This is a genomic window from Algibacter agarivorans (assembly GCF_039543245.1).
GTDB classification, from domain to species: domain Bacteria; phylum Bacteroidota; class Bacteroidia; order Flavobacteriales; family Flavobacteriaceae; genus Algibacter_G; species Algibacter_G agarivorans.
The window spans coordinates 108,815-126,688 of record NZ_BAABJJ010000010.1 but is presented as its reverse complement, the minus strand read 5'-3'; the positions used below and the strand labels follow the sequence as shown (position 1 = coordinate 126,688).

Below are 17,874 nucleotides of genomic sequence, written 5' to 3'. Positions count from 1 at the left end.
TTGAGTGGTAATTAATTAAGTTAGACAAGAATCAAATAACTCTTCATATTTTTTTAAAATAGTTTTAGAATTATACTTTTCAAAAACAGAATTGTGTATAATTTGAGGATCCCATGCTTTGGATATAGCTTTAAGAATTTTATTTTTAAAACCTTTTTCAGAATTTACAATAAATCCATTGACGTCATCTTGAATAATTTCATTAATACCACCAGGTGCATCAAAAACAACTGCAGGTGTTCCAACCGCACATGATTCTATTAGAGCGTTAGGGAATCCTTCCACAAACGATCCTTGAAGAAATACATCACTCTCAGACAAATATTTGGCTACATTATTGGTAAATGGAATATGTATTATCTTATCTTCTATATTAAGTTCTGCTATTTTGCTAAAAATATTTTCTTTTTGCGACCCTCTTCCAATTATGATATATTGAAAATCAATATCTTTTATTTCACTTAAAACTTTCAATATTCTTAAATGGCCTTTTCTTCTTTCTAGACTCCCAACAGTAATAAATTTATATGTTCTATTTGGGCTTTGATTAGATGTGCTTTTTTTAACATTGAATGATTTAGTAATTGGATTATTAATAACTACAAGGTTGTGATTTTTTAAATTAGGATGATTTAAAGCATCACTATACATGTCTTGTGATTGACAAATAATATAATCCAAACCTTTGTAACCATATTTATTTATGAATGAAGGATAGTATCTGTTATTTTCTTCAGGGTGGTCTTTTAAAACGCTTCCTATATTTACCTCTCTACCTATAAATTTGCATTTTGGGAATAATATAGAAATATATCCCATATAGGCATTTAAATTTGAAAGCGCGCTAACTACAATTTTAGGTTTTAAGCGTTTGAATAAGAATACGCAATCAACTATGCTAGTTACCACACGAGGTTTATTAAGGTACTTTACTTCTATGTTATTGACCTCAAAAGCATTATCCTTTTTAAAACCTATAACAACTAAGGTTACATTATATTTTTGATTATTAATATTTTGCGCAATATAAGACATGACGCGCTCTGCTCCACCAGCAGCCAACGATGGTAAAATAAAAATAACATTTGTTTTCTTATTAGTCATAATTTCTATTGTAACGCTTGTTCGCTTTTCCTTTCATTACCATGATCCAATAATTTTAGATATAAAAAAATTGAGATAAATATAGTAGAATATTTTTCGAAATAGGTATGACCTACAAGAAAAGATGTTGCTAAAACAATTGCTAGAAAAATATAATAAAAGTTATACCGATAGTATTGGATACTTTTGATTAAAAGAAAAAGAACAATCCACATAAAAAACACAAAAGCAATGATACCAGCTTCTCCTAGTACTAATAAATATAGATTATGAACACCTGCTGCTAATCCAAAATATCCTCCTTGTAATTTGCGGTAACCATTTCCAAAAAAGGGTTTCCTTAATATAATGTCTGTATAGGTAGCCCAAGTATCTTGTCGATTGTCGTCATTAAATGTTTCTGTTTTAACTTCCTCATCATCACTAAAAACACTTTGCCAAGCCTCAAATCTTGCTGTGTTAAGTTTAATTGCCCCTGAAAACAAAACAAAAGAAAGTACTATGACACCTAAAATAGGAGCTAATAAATTTCTTCTATTCATCACAGCGGCAACTATATTAGTGAGTATCCATATTAAAAGAAAATATCGTGACATAGTTAATATACCTGCGAATGAAAATACAAGTTGGCCAATTAATTTTAACTTGACGCTTTTTATTCCATAACTTAAACTAAAACCAATAAGGCTAGTAATAGCTGCGTAATTTGGATTTAAGTAGAAGCCACTAAATCGTCCATAAGTATCACCGAAAGTAGCATCTATATTTGGAAATATTGTAGCATGTAAAACTATACTTAAAGCACCAAAAATGGTAACGATAAATATTTCTTCTATTTTAGAATCCTTTGCGACTTCAGTGCAACAGACAACAACAATGATGAATTTTATAAAAAACACAAGGTAATCTTCTACAAATCCGTATGTTGGCAAAAACTGGATACCAGAAATAGTGTAATATGTAATACCCAAAAAAATAAATGGCAATAACGGTTTTCTGTAATTATCGACGAAAAACACGAAATAAATCAGTAATAGAAGGATTGTTATATAACTAGTAAGTGCACCTAACCCTATACTTATATAGAAAAGCGCAAATGTAGGAAAACCCCACATTATTAGAATTAAAATCAATATTCTTAATATTTTCTTCAAATTAATTGATTTTGCTTTTTAAGTTTTAAAGTATATCTATATAATATGATGGCTCTAACAATAAATACAGTAGTAGTACAAAGAGCAATACCAAAAACACCATAGTATTTCATAAAAATAATATCTAACACTAAATTTAAAACAACTGCAATTAATGATACTTTTGCCATGAAATTATTTTCGTTTATACTAGTTAAAAAATTAACTATAACCATACCACATACAGTAAATGGTGCATAAACTAAAAAAATAATTTGTATCAGAGAAACAATCTCAGTGTTTTTATTAGTGAATTCTCCTCGTTCAAATAAAAATTCTATCAACCATGGTGATATTAAAATGACACATATTGCAGCTAAAGAAGTAACTATAAATAAACGCTTTAAAGAAAAAATTAGTTTTTCAAATGCCATTTTTTTATCCTCTATAACTAATTTTGAAAAATGAGGAAGTAAAACTTTACCCATAGAAATTATTAATATAGAAGTTAAAAAAGCAGGTATTTTTAATCCGTAATTTAATGAGGCAATTGAACCAATAGCTAGTTTTGCAGCAAAATATTGATCGGTAACTGGTATAAGCCCCGTTAAAAATCCAGATGAAACTTTGGCAGGGATTTGCTTCAGCATTATTTTTATGTCTGGACTTTTAAAATTAGGTTTTGATAATTTAATAATTTTCTTATTATAAGAAATTATTAGTATAAGAAGAAACTCTATTAGAGTGCCTACTAATAAACTAACAGCTAGAATTTTTTGCCCCAATTGTTCTTTAAAAAAAATAATACAAACTAAAAAACTTATTGGAGTAACTATTCCTACGAATGTTGGGGTTTTAAATTCGCCACTAATATGCAAGAGCCCTGATAATAATGAATTTAACCCCCAAATAAATATACAAGGAACAATATAATAGAATTGTATTCTTATTAAGCTATAGTATATTTTTGAATGACCACTAAAAAATGTTTCAATAAAAGTATCAGTAAATAATATGGCTACTATAGTGAAAAGGATTGAAATCACTATAGTAATTAAAAATCCTGTTGTTTGAAATGCTCTTAAATTGTTATCTGATTTTGATGCTTTAACATAATTTGGGATAAAAACACTTCCAAAAGCACCTATAAAAACATTGCTTATAAAACCAGGTATAAGCATAGCAATGAAAAAGGTGTCCAGTAATTCAGATAAACCAAATGCTGAGGCAACAACAGTTTCTTTATAGAAAGCTATTATCTTAACCAGTACAGTTAAAGTTCCAACTAAAAGAATGTTTCTTAGTACAGTACTTTTTGAATAGGTTAGTACAAGTTTTTTTAAATCAAAAAATTTCATTTTTGGGGCTTATTTTTCTCAATTTAATAATTTTTCAAATAAATGAATCCACTCTAAAGTTGTAGGTTCTGCTTCTAATGGTTTAACACTTAAAATCGCGTTATCACTAAATTTTTCTCTTAACTTTTCATCATTTATTAGTTTTGACAAACGCATTTCTAGTTGTTTTTGATCATTAATAGGGATTAAATATCCACTATGACCGTCTGTTATTAATTCCGAAGGACCAGTAGGACAATCGGTAGAAATACATGGAAGCCCAAAATGCATAGCTTCTATTAATGCATTTGGAGAGCCTTCAAAAATAGATGTGAATGCAAAAATTTTTGATTTATTATAAAAATGAGCAATGTCTTTTGTTTGATCCAATAAATTTACTTTATCATTTAATTTTAATGATTTTATTAGTTCTTCATATTCTTTTTGTTTTTCTCCTTGCCCAATTATTATTAATTTCCAATTATCATTATCTATGTTCGCAAAAGCCTTTATTAAGATATCTTGAGCTTTCTGGTTCGTTAAACGACCTATGTTTAAAATGATATTATCTTTTTTAAATTGGATGTCTCGGGCTTCAGATAGTTCAGGTGCGATAGGGTTTTTTAATATGATTATTTTATCATAATTAATGATTGATTTAAATTGCTCTCTAATTTCGCTAGTTTGTACTACCAGAAAGTTTGCTTTTCTGTATAACAATTTCCTCAATATTTCCCATTGAATCTGAATGTCTGACTTTTCAGGAAAGATGCGTTCACTAATTATACAAGGAATATTAATTTTACGAGAAGCCAAAATGGCTAAAATGTTAACACTAGTGATAAAACCAATAACTAAATCTATTTTATTGTTTTTTAAGTAACTAGATATTGCTTTGTAAAATGAATAATTGGTTTTTAATGCTTGAAATATGTTGTTACTTGGCAAGAATTTTTCTCTACAATAAAACAACCTAATGCTACTGTTAAGCTTGTAGAAGGGTTCGCATTTTGTTAAAATTATAATGTGAACTTCATATTTTTCTATAAGTTGATTAGAAAGTGTAGTTACAACACGTTCAGCTCCTCCTGCAGTTAAAGCCCCTATAACAAAAGAAATTTTCTTTTTATTCATAATTATATTTGGTAGTATTCTTTTTATGAAATCACCTTGGATTAAATGGTAAAACTATGACTATATTTTCTTATAAAGAATTCTAAATTCAATAATCTTTTGTAAAGATGTAAAAAGTGCCAGGGATACTCTTATTTTTTCGTTAACCTATAAATATATTCGGTTTAAAGACTTGTAATTTCAATATATAAAGTAAAGATAGAATCACAATATAATTAAAGTTATAAAACTCCTATTTCTTATTTTATCAAATATGTTACTTATGTTGTACAGATGCCTCTATTATACTAAAATAATAACAAGGTTTAAAAAGGATATTTTTATATATTGCGGCCTGTAAGCCAAATATAATCGGTTTTATTAGTTATTAATTAAATCTAAAAATTCTCAGTTCATATGCTGTTTAATTCAATTGATTTTGCGATTTTTTTACCTATAGTTTTTACCCTTTATTGGTTTGTAGTACAAAAGAATTTAAAATTACAAAACCTTTTAATAATTGTAGCTAGCTATTTATTTTATGGCTGGTGGGATTATAGATTTTTGTCTCTAATTGTATTTAGTAGCTTACTAGATTATTCCATAGGCTTGGGGTTGAGTAAATATGAAGACAAAACAAAGCGTAAAGTTTTATTGCTTTTAAGTCTGTTTGTTAATCTAGGTTTTTTAGGTTTTTTTAAATATTATAATTTTTTCCTTGATAATTTCATTGATGCATTTAGTTTGTTTGGTAGTAATATAAGTATTCAAGGGCTTAATATAATTTTACCTGTAGGAATTAGTTTTTATACTTTTCAAACACTTAGTTATACTATTGATGTTTATAGGGAAAAGTTGAAACCAACAGAAGATATTTTATCGTTTCTCGCTTTTGTTAGTTTCTTTCCTCAGCTTGTAGCTGGTCCAATTGAGAGAGCTTCAAATTTACTTCCACAATTTTATAAAAAAAGAAGATTTGTTTATTCTAATGCTGTAGATGGCATGCGACAAATTCTTTGGGGCCTATTTAAAAAAGTAGTGGTAGCAGATAACTGTGCAACTTTTGCAAATCAAATATTTGATAATTATTCTGAACATTCTGCTAGTACTTTAGTATTTGGAGTTTTGTTTTTTACTTTTCAAATTTATGGTGATTTTTCTGGTTATTCTGATATTGCTATTGGTACGTCTCGATTGTTTGGGTTTAATTTGATGAGAAATTTTGCTTTTCCCTATTTTTCTAGAGATATAGCTGAATTTTGGAGACGTTGGCATATATCATTATCTACTTGGTTTAGAGATTATCTATATATACCTCTTGGTGGAAGCAAAGGCGGATTGGTGAAAAAGATTAGAAACGTATTTGTAATATTTCTTGTTAGCGGGTTTTGGCATGGTGCAAATTGGACTTTTATTGTTTGGGGCTTTTTAAATGCATTATACTTTATTCCTATAATGTTAATGAAAAAAAACAGGGTAAATACTAATGATGTAGCAGAAGGACGTTTATTTCCAACTTTTGTTGAGTTTAGACAAATCATTTTTACATTTTTGCTTACGATGGTAGCTTGGGTCTTTTTTAGAGCTCCAACCGTTACTGACGCTTTACTTTATTTAAAGGGGCTTTTCAGTAAGTCAATTTTAACTGTTCCCGATAATTTAATTAATTGGCTTATAACATTAGCATTTATTTTTACATTGGTTTTTGTTGAGTGGTTGCAAAGAGGTAAAGAACATGCCCTAGAATTACACGATATTAAGATTTCAAGCCCCCTTCGTTGGAGCTTTTATATCCTTATATTTTTTACCATATTTTGGTATGGAGGTTCACAACAGGATTTTATTTATTTCCAATTCTAATATTTATAAATGTCATGAGAATTTTCATTAGTAATTGTTTTAAGTATTTAGGGATATTTTTCTTAATATGTCTGGGTTCTCTTCTTTTTAATTCTATATTGATTAACTATTATGGATATAAAATAGTAAAAGATAAAAACGTTTTAATACTTGGAGATTCACATACTGAATATGCGATTGATGACAATATTTATAATAATAGTATAAATTTATCACATAGTGCCGATTCTTATTTTTATTCTTACTTGAAAATTAGAAAGTTAAAAAAAGAAAACCCACAAATTGACACGTTGCTTTTGGCATTATCTAATCATAATTTGTTAATTGAATATGAAGATAAATGGCTTTTTAACACAAGTAATATTAAAAGTAAGTTAAGGGTTTATGCCGATTTGATGAATTTTTCAGATTTTCTATTTTTATTAAAAGCAAACCCATCAGCTGTTATTCAAGGCATTATCGAATCCCCAAAATATTCAATAAAACTACTCATCAAAGGATCATTGACGGAACGGGATTTAGGGAGTTTTCAACCTTCCGAAAGGAATAGTTTAAAAAAAGACCTTGAACAACGTAAAAAAAACAAGAAGATTAGGGCTCTTGAATATTCGCTAATTGAGATTAACTATTTATTTAAAATAATTGATTTTTCAATTAAAAACAATATTGAGCTTATTTTTATTAGTACCCCAATACACCCTGAATATAAAAAAAGTAAGGAAAAAGAAATTCAATTATTAAATAACTTCTATAGTTCAAACTTATCACAATTTAATTTTTTTGATTATTCTGAGTTTGATTTAGCAGATGATTATTTTCAAGACTTAGATCATTTAAATACTATTGGAGCCAAATTATTCACTACTCATTTAATGAAAGAAATTAAGAAAAACCATTAAATTCAACCCATAAATGAACCAAATTTTAGTACTTCATTTACACTGCTCACTTTGACAGACCTATCACACTAGTAGTGAGGTTCTCTTTCAATATATACAGTAACTAATTGAAGAAAGAAAAGTCATGAACTCTGACAAGTTTTTATTTAATCTTATAGAACCAACCTATAGTAGATTTACCAATAGCAGCAATATCCTTAAACACTTTGTTTTGCTTTTTTCATTTTTTTGTTGCACCCATGTATTGGTGTTGAATCTATAAAAGATATGATAGTACATAACCCTAAACAACAGGTCTTCATATATATAGTTAATGGCAGTAAATTAGACTGTATTAATTAAACAAAACGATTGTATGAAACTGTATTTAGAAACTCTTGTTTGAGTTGGCCTTGGACATAATGAATATAGAAATATTTAAAGGTTCTTATGCCACTTAGATGGAATAAAACAGTAGTGGTCACTATTTCACTATAGGACATCTTGAATTTACGGTTTCTTGTCTTTTTTAATGTAGAGAGTTTTCGTTTTACTAATTCAGGTTCAAAAACAGGACAAAAATCATCAAAAGAACAAAATATTTGTTTAATTTTATCTTTAGAAATCATCAGCAGAATGTTTTTAATATTAAATTTCAATACTTTAACATACTAAACATTCTGCTTTTTTTATGCTGAAAAGCCTCTTTTCTTAAGTCAAACTCAGACTGTAAGACAGTCGCTTATTGAACTAATGAAAATTAAAGAAAGAAACCTCCAATCCCAGCATCCATAAAACACATAACTAGAAATTAATAAGAGTATGTTTTGAAATTTTAAACTATCATAAGATTTATAATAAATAATAGTGAAGAATATTAGAAACTCAAATGAATTGAAAAGCATACTTTATTTTTCTTATATAAATGATTATCTTACAATCTACCAGAAACATTTTCTTTAATAATCCCCTTAACATCGTATAATAAACCATTGTCGGCAAGTAAATCATTAAAGTTCATATCAAGAAATTCTTTATGAGCTACTCCAAGAATTATAGTGTCAAAAGTATCTTTAGGTATAAGATTTGTAGCTTCTAAATTATATTCATATTTAACCTCTTCTGAATTCACCCATGGATCATAAATAGTGATATCAAGTCCGTATGCTTTTAAATGTTGTATAACATCAACTATTTTAGTATTTCTTATATCCGGACAGTTTTCTTTAAAAGTAATACCAAGCATTAAGATTTTTGCCCCATTAACTTTAATATCATTTTTTAGCATCATTTTAACCACTTCACTGGCTACATACTGTCCCATGCTATCATTAACACGTCTACCAGCCAGTATAATTTCAGGATGGTAGCCCACTTCTTGGGCTTTTTGAGCTAAATAATAGGGGTCCACTCCAATACAGTGCCCGCCAACTAATCCTGGTTTAAATGGTAAAAAGTTCCATTTCGTGCCAGCGGCTTCTAATACAGCATGTGTGTCAATATCCATTAAATTGAATATTTTTGCCAATTCATTAACAAACGCAATATTGATGTCTCTTTGTGAGTTCTCAATAACTTTAGCCGCTTCTGCTACTTTAATTGTAGGTGCAAGGTGCGTGCCGGCAGTAATAACGCTAGCATATAAATCGTTTACTTTTAATCCAATCTCTGGTGTAGAACCCGCTGTTACTTTTAAAATTTTATCAACAGTATGTTCTTTATCACCGGGATTAATACGTTCTGGTGAATATCCAGCAAAAAAGTCTTCATTAAATGTAAGTCCACTTATTTTTTCTAAAATAGGGACACACTCATCTTCAGTTGCACCAGGATATACCGTTGATTCATAAATGACGATATCTCCTTTCTTAAGGACTTTTCCAACAGTTTCACTAGATTTATATAAAGGTGTTAAATCTGGTCTATTATTTTTGTCGATAGGTGTAGGAACCGTCACTACATAATAGTTGCAATCTTTGATATCATCACTATTAGAGGAACAAAATAAACCATTACTAGAATCAGCACTATCTTTAAGTACTGCTTTTAAAACGTCATTTTCAATTTCTAAAGTAACATCTTTTCCTTGTTGTAATTCAGAGATTCGCTTTTCATTAATATCAAAGCCAACCACTGAATATTTTGTAGCGAATAAGCGGGCTAGGGGCAAACCCACATACCCCAATCCTATTATAGCTATTTTTTCTTTTTTCATAATATGTTATTGACCAATTGAAGAATATTCGAAGCCTATTTTTTCCATTTCAGATTTATTAAGTATGTTTCTACCATCAAATATAAATGCAGGTTTTTTCATTTCGGTATATATCCTTTTCCAATCATACGTTTTAAATTCATCCCATTCTGTCATAATAGCTACCGCATGGGCATCTTTTAAAGCGTCATAAGGTGATTCAGTAGCGTGCATTAGCTTACTGTTTTCATCTTCAGCCCTAGTGTTTAAATAGTTTAAATCTGATTGCATTTTTTCATTAGAAACTTTAGGGTCGTAAACAGCAATGTTAGCTTGTTCGTTTAATAAATGATCGGCAACATATATAGCTGCGGATTCTCTAGTATCATTGGTGTCTTTTTTGAACGCCCAACCTAAGAAACCTATTTTTTTTCCTGAAACTGTATTATAAAGTGTACTTATTAAGTTATCTGCAAAACGCCTTTTTTGATGATCATTTAATATGATAACTTGTTCCCAATAATCAGCAACGGCCTGTAAATTATAGCTTCTAGCTATATAAACCAGATTCAATATGTCTTTTTGAAAGCATGACCCGCCAAAACCGACTGATGATTTAAGGAATTTAGAACCAATTCTCGAATCCATACCAATGGCTTTTGCAACTTCGTTAACGTTAGCTTCTGTTTTTTCGCATAACTCTGAAATAGCATTTATTGAAGAGATACGTTGCGCTAAAAATGCATTAGCGGTTAGTTTAGATAATTCTGAAGACCAAACATTAGTTCTTAAAATTTGTGCTTGAGACACCCAACTTCCATATATACTAGCTAAACTTTCAATAGCGTCTTCTGATTCTCCACCAATTAAAACGCGATCAGGATTTAATAAATCTTGAATAGCGGTGCCTTCAGCTAAAAATTCAGGGTTTGATAAAATTTCAAAATTCACATCACTTCCAGTATTGTCTAAAATGCTTTTAATGGCTTGAGCTGTTCTTACTGGCAACGTTGATTTTTCAACCACAATTTTGTCTGTCTTGGCTACTTCTGCTATATTTCTAGCACAAAGCTCAACATATTTTAAATCTGCAGCCATACCTTTCCCTTTACCATAAGTTTTGGTAGGGGTGTTAACAGATATGAAAATCATTTCAGATTCATCAATAGCTTTGTCAATTTCAGTAGAAAAAAACAAGTTTTTACCTCTAGTTTCTTCTACTATATCTGCTAAACCTGGCTCATAAATAGGCAATTTAGATACATCTGAATCATTCCAAGCATCAATTCTAGCTTGATTTATATCCACAATAGTGACTTTAATATTTGGGTTTTTCTTTGCGATAACTGCCATGGTTGGACCACCAACGTAACCGGCTCCTATACAACAAATTTTTGTTACTTTCATTTTTCTTGATTATAAATGTTTCCAATACCAATTAACAGCTTCTTTTATGCCGTCATTAATATTGTATTTAGGATTATAGTTTAATAATTTTTTTGCTTTGTCCACAGAAGCCAGTGAATGAGGGATATCACCAACCCTGTTTTCGCGATGTTTTATTTCGATGTTTTTAATAGCATCATCAAATTGAGAAAGATGCTCTTTTAATAATGTTGTCAGCTCTAATAACGTCGTTCTGTCTCCATAAGCCACATTATAAACGGTGTTTAAAGCAGCTTTATTATCTGTTGTTATGGCAAGTAGATTCATTTGAACCACATTATCTATATATGTAAAATCTCTAGAATAACTTCCATCTCCATTGATCATAGGGGATTCATGATTAATAAATTGCTTTACAAAAAGTGGAATTACAGCAGCGTAAGCACCATCTGGGTCTTGCCGTCGTCCAAAAACATTAAAATAGCGAAGTCCAATAGTATCTAATCCATATGCCTTTTGAAAAATATCTGCATAAAGCTCATTTACGTATTTTGTAATGGCGTAAGGGGATAAAGGTTTGCCTATAACATCTTCAACTTTAGGTAGAGCTTCATGATCCCCATAAGTTGATGAACTAGCAGCATAAATAAAACGTGTTACTCTAGCATCACGAGCTGCGACAAGCATATTTAAAAAGCCAGACACATTAACAGCATTAGTTGTAATAGGGTCGTTTATAGATCTTGGTACAGAGCCTAAAGCGGCTTCATGTAATATATAACCAACCTCTTCACAGGCCTTGTGACAGTCTTCAAGGTTTCTTATATCGCCTTCAATGAGCTTAAAATTTTTATTACTTAAAAAAGGTTCAATATTTTCGCGTTTACCAGTAGAGAAGTTATCTAAGCAAACTGTTTTAATATTATTTGAAAGAAGCGTTTCGCATAGGTTAGAGCCTATAAAGCCAGCTCCACCAGTAACTAGTACAGTCTTATTTTGTAGATTTTTTAGCATTAAATTTGGGTTTATTGTCAATATCTACCGCAAATATGTGAAAAATTATTTATATATGTACGATTATTATACTAAGTTAACGTTTTCCACGATTAAAATCATAGTGTTAATTATTAAATGAGTTTAATCGGTAAAAAGCAGGTATACAACTTGTAATTAGCTATTTATAATATGTTTTATACCAATCAACAAACGCTTTTACACCATGACTTATAGAGGTGTTTGGTTTGTAATCATAATCATGTATTAAATCGTCTACATTTGCCCAGGTGCGTTCAACGTCACCAGGTTGTATAGGCAGCATATTCTTTTCAGCCTCGGTTTCAAGGTTTATTTCGATCTCTTTTATAAAATCTAATAATTTCACAGAGTTATTATTACCTATATTATATACTTTGTATAAATCGTTTTGTTCTATTCTTTCTTTATTAGGGTGTTCCAGAATTCTAACTACACCTCCAACAATATCATCTATGTAAGTAAAATCACGTTCCATTTTTCCGTAATTGAATACTTTTATAGGTTTATTATTAACTATGGCATCAGTAAATAAAAACATAGCCATATCCGGTCTTCCCCAAGGGCCATAAACAGTAAAAAAACGAAGTCCTGTAGTTGGAATTTTGAATAGATGACTGTAGGTATGCGCCATTAATTCGTTACTCTTCTTTGTGGCTGCGTATAAACTAATTGGATGATCTACATTATCATCAGTAGAAAATGGTATTTTTTTATTTAATCCGTAAACACTAGAGCTACTGGCATATACTAAATGTTTGATGCTAAAATTTCTACAGCATTCTAATATATTTAAAAAACCTACTAAATTTGAATCTACATAAGATTCTGGGTTTTCTAGGCTATATCGAACACCAGCTTGGGCAGCTAGATTGCAAACCACATCGAAATTTTCACCTTTAAAAAGTTTTGGGAGCGCTTCCCGATCTTCTAAATTTAGTCTAATAAATGAAAAGGTTACCTCCTTTTTGCTTTTAGATATATTATTAAAGATGGAAGCGTTATCTCTATCTATGCCTAATTCGTTCAATCTGGCATATTTTAGATTTATGTCGTAATAATCGTTTATATTATCTAAGCCAACTACAGTGTGCCCTTTGTTTATTAAAACTTTTGATGTGTAAAAACCAATAAATCCAGCGGCTCCGGTTACAAGTATTTTCATTTTGTTTTTAGATTTGAGGGGTTATTTTTTTGTTTATTACAAATATGTGAAAAAGAAATTAATGTTAAAGTAATTTGAGATGAATAGTATAAAATACTCGTTAAAACCTTAATTAAATTTTTGTAGTTTTTTTCAATTGAACTTACATTGTATTTTTTGGAGTTAACATCCGCTTTTAGTGAAGATGATCTAATATCTCATTTTGGGAATATTTTGCTATATAAAAGCTTGATATATCTAAAAATCTTTATTACAAGTTATTAACAAGCACTATAAAATATCCGATTAACTACTTATTTTTGCGATAAAATCAACTTTTTTTATAAATAATATAGTCCGTATTACTAAAATCGCCGTATATGAATCAAATGTAAATATCTATAATATCGACGAAATACATATTTGAAGTATTAGCCTACAATAAATTACATTTTTTCGATGAAATACAGATAAAAACGTTTTAAAGTATATATATTTGACAATCCCCCTAATCTAATTAATTACCATGAAGCACCTATTTGTAAACACAAAACTATTGACCTTTATTTTATTTTTTTTACTATTATTACCATCATGCAATAATGAAGAATTATTCGTGATAGAAGAATCTACCATAATTGCAGAAGAGCCTGAAGAAGAAATTCCGAATACTGAAGATGAAGTTATTCCAATAGATACAGTAGATGATACTGTAATTACAATGCAACATCTACCAGTAGATATTGAAGCCTATCTTAATGATATAAATTTACCTGAAAGCATTATATTATCTAACACCAATCCATCTAATGGGGTCTTAACTATTAATAATAATGATACACCAGATAATTTTTTAGACGATACTGTAGTATACACACCAAATGCTGGTTTTTCTGGAAATGATTCATTTGATTATACCGTATGTGATGCCACTAATTCTGAGAATTGTGATACAGCCACGGTTTCTATAACGATTGATTCCATTGAAGAAAATATTGCTACTGAATTAAAAGCTTTTCCTTCTGCTTTTGGTGCTGGTGCTTATGTTACTGGCGGACGTGGCGGTCAAGTTATACATGTTACTAACTTAAGCGATAATGGTCCAGGTAGTTTAAGAGAAGCCATTGAAACTAAAGGTTCAAGAATTATTGTTTTTGATGTTTCTGGTGAAATTAATTTGCAAAGTAGAATTATACTCGGCAGTGGTTATGGAGATGTAACGATTGCTGGGCAAACAGCACCCGATGGAGGTATCACAATTACAGGCGGTAGACTTTGGTGGAATAGAGGTTCAGATAATATTATTGTCAGAAACATCAGGTTTAGAAATGGTAAAGATAGTGACAATGGAGATTGTATAACTATTGAAGCAGCATCAAATGTTATAGTTGACCATTGTTCTTTTGCGTGGGCAAAAGATGAAGCTCTTGATATAAGTGGAAATGGAGATGATGGAAATATAACAATTCAAAATTGTTTGTTCTTTGAGAATAAGACAGCAATGATTGTAGGTACAAATGATTCCGCGCCTTATGGAAGTGTTTCAATTCTTAGGAATGCAAGTTCAAACACGAGTCACAGATTCCCTAAAGGAGCGGGTGATATGGAATTAGATGTTATAAATAATCTTATTCACAATTGGCGTTACAGAACACTACGATTAGATGGTTTTGATTTCACTTTAAATCATATTGGCAATTATTATCAAAGTGGCAGCAATACTTTGGCTAGTGCACTTAACTATGATAGCTCTACAGGTAAATTAGTTACTGGTATTTATATGATTGCAACAAATACAACAATGTCTCCAAATATTTATAGTCGTTTTAATCATATAGACCGAAATTTAATAGATTTATATAATAATGAATATTCAACTAATCCTGATGGCAGTTATGATATGTCAGCATATTCTGAAACAAATGATATTTCCGCATGGCATAGCTTTGGTTCGACAAACACAAACCCTGTAAAATCAGAATGGTTTACAAGTATACAACAAACCTTACAAGGTTTAGCTCCAAATATACTGGCAGCTTCTAGCTTAAAAACTGAAATTTTACCAACTGTAGGTGCGTGTCAAACATTGAATGCTGATGGTACGCTTAATTTTTGGCGTGATTCTATTGATATACAGGCAGTAGACGAAATACAAAATGATAATAGTAGGCCATTATATTTACAATCAGATTCGAAATTTGGTGCAAACCCAACTTACACTAGTGTAACTAGACCAGAAGGTTATGATACCGATGCTGATGGAATGGCTGATATTTGGGAAAGGGCTAAGTTTGGCGACCTATCAAAAGATGGTAAAGGAGATACTGATGGTGATGGATATAATGATTTAGAAGAGTTTTTGAATTCTGTTGATAATTAAATAAATGTTTTTAAATAGTGAATTCGGGTTTAGGTATTTTTATCTAAACCCGAATTCTTTATACCACTTACTCAAAACATAAACTTTCCAAATATTTTCTGTATGATCATGTTTTTCTGTCATGTGCTCATTCAAGATAGTTTTAAACTTAACAATATTTAAGTTTGGAACCTTGTTTAAAAAATCATCATTAAGGGAAGAAATAAATTCTTCTTTTAATTCATGTCGCATCCAGTTACCAATAGGCGGAGCAAACCCCATTTTTGGTTGATTAAAAATTTCTTCAGGAATATATTCTTTAAGGATCTCTCTTAATATTTTCTTTTGTCTCCCACTTTCATAACGAAACGACATAGGTAGTGATCTAGCAAACTCTATAACTCTGTAATCCATAAATGGGCTTCTAACTTCAACGGAATAAGCCATACTCGCACGGTCTACTTTAGCATTACTATCATTTTCTAACCATAGTTTAATATTCAAATCGGCTGCTTTTTGCAAAAAATTTGAAGACCATTTTTTATAGCCTTGATAATGCTTCATATAATCTTGTTTCTTCTCTTTCAATAAAAAACCTTTTCTTGAAAATATATTTTCTATGAAATCATTTCTAGTTCTTGTTCTTAAGGCATTTTTGACTCTATATGTGTTTTGACCTATCATTCTTAAAAGAAAGGAACTTGATAAAACCTTTCTGATGGGGTAGGGAATATCTATAATAAACTTATTTTTAATTAGCGAATCAAAATGATCATAACCCATAAAACTTTCATCGCCACCATCTCCTGAAAGTGCTACTGTAACATGTTCTTTTGTTACTGAATTTAATAACAAAGAGGGGAGAGCAGAACTGTCAGCAAAAGGTTCGTCATATACTTCTACAAGCTTTGGAATTAATTTTAAAATATCTTCAGAGCTACAAATTGTTGTTTTGTGCTTTGAACCCATTATTCTCGCAAATTGTTCAGCTATCTTACTTTCATCATACTCTGGGTCGTCAAACCCTATAGAAAAAGTATTTATAGGGGTATCTGATATCTTTGCAGCGATACTAGATACTAATGCAGAATCAATACCTCCCGACAAAAAAGAACCAATAGGAACATCTGATTGAAGTCTAATTTTTACGGCATCTATTAATAAATCATGAAGTTCTTTTTTTGCATCTTCATAAGTAATGTTTCTGGTTTTTACATAATCTAAATTCCAAAATTCTTTAATTTTATATTCTTTAGAATTTAAATCTATTTTCATGAAATTTCCTGGTGGAAGCTTATGAACATTCTCGGCAATGGTATATGGGCTAGGAATAAATTTACAATCTAAAAACATAGAAATTGCATCTTCATTAATTTTTTTATCTTTAAGTAAAGGTCTTATTTGACTGCAAATTTCGAATTGGCCATTTTCCCAATAATAATAAAATGGTTTTACACCTAACCTATCTCTTGCAGAGAAAATTTCATTACTTGCTGTATCATAAATACAAAAGGCAAACATGCCATTTATCCTTTGCAATACATCTTCTCCCCATTCTTTATATCCAATCAAAAGAACTTCAGTGTCACTTTCAGTTTTAAATAGATATCCTTTAGCTAATAATTCAGCCCTAATATCTTTATAATTGTATATTTCACCATTAAACACGATATGAATATTTTCATGAATCATAGGTTGATGAGACCGGGCATCTAAATCTAAAATAGAGAGTCTAAGATGTCCAAGCGTTAGATTGTTTACTTTTTCTATACCTGTATAATCTGGGCCTCTAAAAGAAATAGATTCTAATTTTTCTTTTACAAGACTTTCTTCGTATGGAATGTTAGTTAGGTATATACCGCACATGCTTTTTTTTGTAAAGCACGTATATATTTTTTATAAAAGCAATATTAAAATCAGAAAATCTATAAAAAGAATAAAAGATTAGTTATGATGCAGAAGTTGGTTTATTCTAAAACTATTCCTTTTAATTATTCTTCATTTAAGCTTATTAAATAAAGTATGCAAATTCAAAGTACTTGGTTGGTTTTACGATTAATGGTTTATAGTGTTAGATATCGACAATCTACTATTTTATTCTGTTCTAAAAAAACATAAATGCACTTAACCGATTTTAATAACTCTTTTAGCGAAATAACCTAATTCTACTCTTTTTGCATTAAAACAATTACTAAATTTACATTATTAAACAGAATTGAATTGATTAATAGCATGATTAATTTAATTGTATTAAAAGGTAAATTAAACATATTTCAAAGCTCTCAAATACAACCGATTCATAAAGTTAGGTTATATTTTAAATATTTTTAAAAC

At 29.8% G+C, this 17,874-nt stretch carries 12 protein-coding genes and 1 pseudogene; 3 read left to right on the top strand and 10 right to left on the bottom strand.

What is annotated here, in order from left to right; translation table 11 throughout:
- Positions 1–15: 15 nt before the first annotated feature.
- The 4 genes from ABD935_RS03825 to ABD935_RS03810 are packed head-to-tail and all read right to left on the bottom strand — an operon-like array spanning position 16 to position 4,708.
- Entirely contained in the window at positions 16–1,104 is a 1,089-nt protein-coding gene (locus ABD935_RS03825) for a glycosyltransferase (RefSeq protein WP_345190274.1), read from the bottom strand.
- A gap of 5 nt (positions 1,105–1,109) precedes the next feature.
- Complete coding sequence (locus ABD935_RS03820; protein ID WP_345190273.1) at positions 1,110–2,258, bottom strand: O-antigen ligase family protein; 1,149 nt, start codon at positions 2,256–2,258, stop codon at positions 1,110–1,112.
- Entirely contained in the window at positions 2,255–3,595 is a 1,341-nt protein-coding gene (gene murJ, locus ABD935_RS03815) for a murein biosynthesis integral membrane protein MurJ (protein ID WP_345190271.1), read from the bottom strand. Before murJ ends, ABD935_RS03820 begins: the two co-directional genes overlap by 4 nt.
- A gap of 18 nt (positions 3,596–3,613) precedes the next feature.
- Positions 3,614–4,708, bottom strand: a complete 1,095-nt coding sequence (locus tag ABD935_RS03810; RefSeq protein ID WP_345190270.1) for a glycosyltransferase family 4 protein — start codon at positions 4,706–4,708, stop codon at positions 3,614–3,616.
- A 396-nt stretch (positions 4,709–5,104) separates the two neighbouring features.
- Here ABD935_RS03810 and ABD935_RS03805 point away from each other — a divergent pair, with 396 nt between their 5' ends.
- Both ABD935_RS03805 and ABD935_RS03800 read left to right on the top strand, forming a co-directional pair.
- Entirely contained in the window at positions 5,105–6,547 is a 1,443-nt protein-coding gene (locus tag ABD935_RS03805) for an MBOAT family O-acyltransferase (RefSeq protein WP_345190269.1), read from the top strand.
- Between the two features lie 98 nt (positions 6,548–6,645).
- Complete coding sequence (locus ABD935_RS03800; protein ID WP_345190267.1) at positions 6,646–7,446, top strand: hypothetical protein; 801 nt, start codon at positions 6,646–6,648, stop codon at positions 7,444–7,446.
- Between the two features lie 145 nt (positions 7,447–7,591).
- Here ABD935_RS03800 and ABD935_RS16600 read toward each other — a convergent pair.
- The 5 genes and pseudogenes from ABD935_RS16600 to ABD935_RS03780 all read right to left on the bottom strand — a co-directional run.
- Positions 7,592–8,054 (bottom strand): annotated as a pseudogene (locus ABD935_RS16600) (transposase); the annotation flags it as partial.
- A gap of 305 nt (positions 8,055–8,359) precedes the next feature.
- Positions 8,360–9,640: a nucleotide sugar dehydrogenase gene (locus ABD935_RS03795; protein ID WP_345190266.1), complete on the bottom strand. Its 1,281-nt coding sequence runs from the start codon at positions 9,638–9,640 to the stop codon at positions 8,360–8,362.
- 6 nt (positions 9,641–9,646) lie between these two features.
- Entirely contained in the window at positions 9,647–11,026 is a 1,380-nt protein-coding gene (locus ABD935_RS03790; protein WP_345190264.1) for a nucleotide sugar dehydrogenase, read from the bottom strand.
- Between the two features lie 9 nt (positions 11,027–11,035).
- Positions 11,036–12,019, bottom strand: a complete 984-nt coding sequence (locus tag ABD935_RS03785) for an SDR family oxidoreductase (protein WP_345190263.1) — start codon at positions 12,017–12,019, stop codon at positions 11,036–11,038.
- Positions 12,020–12,179: 160 nt separating this feature from the next.
- Positions 12,180–13,202 carry an NAD-dependent epimerase gene (locus ABD935_RS03780; protein WP_345190262.1) on the bottom strand — a complete coding sequence of 341 codons (1,023 nt, stop codon included), beginning with the start codon at positions 13,200–13,202 and terminating at the stop codon, positions 12,180–12,182.
- Between the two features lie 505 nt (positions 13,203–13,707).
- On the opposite strand from ABD935_RS03780, the gene ABD935_RS03775 reads away from it, so the two are divergent.
- Positions 13,708–15,561, top strand: a complete 1,854-nt coding sequence (locus ABD935_RS03775; protein WP_345190261.1) for an Ig-like domain-containing protein — start codon at positions 13,708–13,710, stop codon at positions 15,559–15,561.
- 39 nt (positions 15,562–15,600) lie between these two features.
- Here ABD935_RS03775 and asnB read toward each other — a convergent pair whose 3' ends face one another.
- Entirely contained in the window at positions 15,601–17,406 is a 1,806-nt protein-coding gene (gene asnB, locus ABD935_RS03770; RefSeq protein WP_345190260.1) for an asparagine synthase (glutamine-hydrolyzing), read from the bottom strand.
- Between the last annotated feature and the right edge of the window lie 468 nt (positions 17,407–17,874).